Here is a 3,141-nt window from a genome sequence, read left to right on the forward strand (position 1 = left end):
GGGCATGACGAAGATCGAGCTGTGCAGGTCGCGAAAGATTTTGCCCTTTTCGCGCGGCCTGCCCGACGGCGCGGTGACCTTCGAGGCGATGATCCACCACTGCCGCGAGGTGGCGGCGGCGACCGGCCTGCCGGTCTCGGCCGATCTCGAAAAGGGCAAGGGCGACAGCGCGACAAGTGCATCCGAAACCATCTTCGCGGCCGAGGCCGCGGGCCTCGCCGGCTGCTCGATCGAGGACCACACCGGCGAGCCCGACAAGCCGATCTATGATTTTTCGCATGCCGTCGAGCGCGTCGCCGCCGCAGCGGAGGCGGCACGGGCGCTGAAGCACGATTTCGTCTTCACCGCGCGGGCTGAGAATTTTCTATGGGGCAAGCCCGACATCGACGACACGATCAAGCGGCTGCAGGCCTTCGAGAAGGCCGGCGCCGACGTGCTCTACGCGCCGGGCATCAGTGACATCGAAACGGTGCGAACCGTATGCTCGGCGCTGATCAAGCCGGTCAACGTCATGGTGAGGCCCGGCTTCACCATCGCCGATCTTTCCCTGGCAGGCGTCAAGCGCATTTCGCTCGGGCCCTGGCTGACCAATTTCGCCTTCGGCATGCTGGAGACGGCGGCGCGCGAGATCCAGCAGGACGGCACCTTCGGCTTCACCCGCACCGCCATGCCTTTCGGCAAGCTGCAGGCGTTGTTTGCCGAACCCAACGCATGACGCTCACCGTCGTCGACATGCACACCGGCGGCGAGCCGCTGCGGATCGTCACCGGCGGCTATCCCAAGATCCCCGCAGGCACGATCCTGGAAAAGCGCGCCTATGTGCGCGACCACCTCGATCATCTCAGGAAGATCCTGATGTTCGAGCCGCGCGGCCACTACGACATGTATGGCGCGCTGCTGGTGGAACCCGACCTGCCCGGCGCCGACCTCGCCGTGCTGTTCATGCACAATGAGGGCTATTCGACGATGTGCGGCCACGCCATCGTCGCGCTCGGCCGCTACGCCGTCGACGAGAGGCTGGTGGCGCGGCAGGAGCCGGTGACGACAGTCAATATCGAAGCGCCGTGCGGGCTGGTCGTCGCCTCGGTCGAGGTGCAGGACGGCAAGGCCGGCGCGGTGTCGTTCGAAAGCGTGCCGGCCTTTCTGTTCGCCCGCGACCAGGAGATTGAATTGCCGGGCTTCGGTTCGATCGGCTTCGACATCGCCTATGGCGGCGCCTTCTATGCGCTCGCCGATTGCCGCCAGTTCGGGCTGGAATTCGGCAGGAACCGCGTGCGCGATTTCATCGATGCGGCGACAATGCTGACCGGGAAACTGAAGGCCGAGTTTCCGCTGTCGCATCCCGACCATGCCGACCTTGCCTTTCTCTACGGTACCATCCTAACCGACGGACAGGACGCATTTTCCGATACCCCGACCAAAAACATCTGCGTCTTCGCCGAGGCCGAGGTCGACCGTTCGCCGACCGGCTCGGGCGTCACTGCGCGGCTGGCGGCAATGCATGCCAAGGGCGAAATCGCCGGCCAGACGCGGCTGTTCGAGAGTGTTGCAGGCTCGCGCTTTTTCGGCAGCGTGGCGAGGACCGCGAAAGCCGGGCTGCATGACGCCATTATCGCCCGAGTCGGCGGCCGCGCCTACTACTGCGGCCGGGCCGAATTCATCGTCGAACCCGACGACGAGTTGGGACGCGGTTTTCTTTTACGCTAGCGCCGGGGTGTGCTGAGATTCGGGTCAGCCCGTGCTGAGAACGGTGGGTTCCGAGAACCGGAACGGAGCGTAACGTTTGGGTGCTTACCGGAAGCACAGGAAAACGCCATTCGCAAGCCGGCCTCACCCGAATATCAGCACGCCCTAAGCCGCTTCCCGCGCACTGATCGCCTTGTGCAAATGCACCATCATGGCGGCGGCGAAGAGCGGCGTCAGAAGGTTGAGCAGCGGCACGGCGAGGAAGGCAGCGATGACCAGCCCGGCGAGGAACACCGTGACGGCATGTTTTTTGCGCAACGCCCGTGCCTCGGCCTCCGGGCGAAAACGCATGGCGGCGAACTCGAAGAACTCACGCCCCAGCAGATAGCCGTTGACGATGAAGAAGGCAGCGATGTTGATGCCCGGCACCAGCAGAAGCAGCAAGGCCACGATGCTGCCGACGATGACGACGCCGAAGAATCTTATCGCCAGCACCATCGAGCGCAGTGCCGGCATGGCGCGGCCGGGCGGGTCATTGGGATAGTCGGTGCGCTCGACCACTTTGGCGACGTCGTCGAGGAACAGGCCGGCGATGATCGCCGTCACCGGCGCGATCAGCAGCGCCAGACCCAGCGCGAGACCGATGCCGGCGACGATGAAGCCCAGCCATCCGGCCCAGGACGGCAGGCTGGGCAGCCATGCGTCGATCCATGGCCAGGCCAGCCATTCGAACAGGCCCTCGATGGCGAACCACAGCGCGGCGAGCGCCAACAAGGTCAGGCCCAGCGTTTTTGCGAACACCGAGCGGAATTCGGGCGAAAATAGCCGGCTGGCGGCGGCGCGGGCGGCGCTAGAGATCACGGCGTTTCCAATTCCATGGCTGGTATCTCCGAGGCAGGCGGAGACAGGCAAGACACAGGCGGACAGCGTGTTGCAGTGCATCTGCCGTTCGACCAGATTAATAGATCCCGACCCTAGGCAAAGCCGCATCAAATCGCTAGACCCGCCCGCGGCCGGCGTGCCAGAAAGCCGGTGGTTTTCGCGGAGACATCATTGATGCCGGACTATGACGTGCTTTGTATCGGTAATGCCATCGTCGACATCATCGCCCAGTGCGACGAGGCATTTCTGGAAACGAACGGCATCATCAAGGGCGCGATGAACCTGATCGACACGAGGCGCGCCGAGCTCCTCTACAGCCGCATGGGCCCGGCCATCGAAGCCTCCGGCGGCAGCGCCGGCAACACAGCGGCAGGTGTCGCCAGCTTCGGCGGGCGCGCCGCTTTCTTCGGCAAGGTCTCGAACGACACGCTCGGCGAAATCTACGCCCACGACATGCATGCGCAGGGCGTCGCCTTCGACACCAGGCCGCTCAACGGCGAACCCCCGACGGCGCGCTCGATGCTCTTCGTCACGCCGGACGGCCAGCGCTCGATGCACACCTATCTCGGCGCC

4 protein-coding genes are annotated in these 3,141 nt (G+C 64.8%); 3 read left to right on the forward strand and 1 reads right to left on the reverse strand.

Features of this window, described 5'->3' with window-relative positions; genetic code table 11:
* Positions 1 to 715, forward strand: a 715-nt coding sequence (locus tag EOA85_RS31090) for an isocitrate lyase/phosphoenolpyruvate mutase family protein (protein WP_127212285.1), incomplete at its 5' end; no start/stop codon positions are given.
* Positions 712 to 1,707 carry a proline racemase family protein gene (locus tag EOA85_RS31095; protein ID WP_127212286.1) on the forward strand — a complete coding sequence of 332 codons (996 nt, stop codon included), beginning with the start codon at positions 712 to 714 and terminating at the stop codon, positions 1,705 to 1,707. The genes EOA85_RS31090 and EOA85_RS31095, both read left to right, overlap by 4 nt.
* 144 nt (positions 1,708 to 1,851) lie before the next feature.
* Here the strand turns inward: EOA85_RS31095 and EOA85_RS31100 are convergent, their stop codons facing one another.
* The gene (locus tag EOA85_RS31100; protein WP_127212287.1) at positions 1,852 to 2,547 is read right to left on the reverse strand and encodes a sulfate transporter family protein; all 696 of its coding nucleotides are present in this window, start codon (positions 2,545 to 2,547) and stop codon (positions 1,852 to 1,854) included.
* 195 nt (positions 2,548 to 2,742) lie between these two features.
* On the opposite strand from EOA85_RS31100, the gene EOA85_RS31105 reads away from it, so the two are divergent.
* The coding region (locus EOA85_RS31105; RefSeq protein WP_164760000.1) for an adenosine kinase at positions 2,743 to 3,141 on the forward strand (399 nt) is incomplete at its 3' end.

The organism is Mesorhizobium sp. M5C.F.Ca.IN.020.29.1.1, assembly GCF_003997375.1.
GTDB classification, from domain to species: Bacteria; Pseudomonadota; Alphaproteobacteria; order Rhizobiales; family Rhizobiaceae; genus Mesorhizobium; species Mesorhizobium wenxiniae.